Origin of the sequence: Paracoccus sp. S4493 (genome assembly GCF_000967735.1) — a bacterium.
GTDB lineage: Bacteria > Pseudomonadota > Alphaproteobacteria > Rhodobacterales > Rhodobacteraceae > Paracoccus > Paracoccus marcusii.
The window spans coordinates 1-359 of the sequence record NZ_JXYF01000434.1 but is presented as its reverse complement, the minus strand read 5'-3'; the positions used below and the strand labels follow the sequence as shown (position 1 = coordinate 359).

Annotated in this window: 1 protein-coding gene; it reads right to left on the bottom strand. The window is 66.3% G+C overall.

The genetic code is table 11. The features are described from left to right. Positions 1-359 (bottom strand): DHH family phosphoesterase (locus tag TW83_RS18270; protein ID WP_045984210.1); only part of this gene is annotated, 359 nt, incomplete at both ends.

Below are 359 nucleotides of genomic sequence, written 5' to 3'. Positions count from 1 at the left end.
CGACGCCCAGGTCGGCGGCCAGCTTCTCGGCCACGGCGCGGTCATGCGGTGTCGTGGTCGGGCTGCGGAATTCCAGCGTGTCCGACAGGATGCAGGTCAGCATCGCGCCCTTGATCCCTTCGGGGGCCTGCGCCAGATCGTCGCCGATCAGGTCATGCATGATCGTCGCGGTGCAGGCCAGCGGGCGGATGGTGATGTTGATCGGTGCACGGGTCTTGATGCCGCCGGCCAGCAGGTGGTGGTCGATGATCTCGATCACCTCGGCATGCTCCAGGTTGGCGGGCAGTTCGGCGGGGTTGTTGGTGTCAACGATCACGCAGACGTCGTCGGCGGTCACGTCGTCGATGATGCGCGGCTTG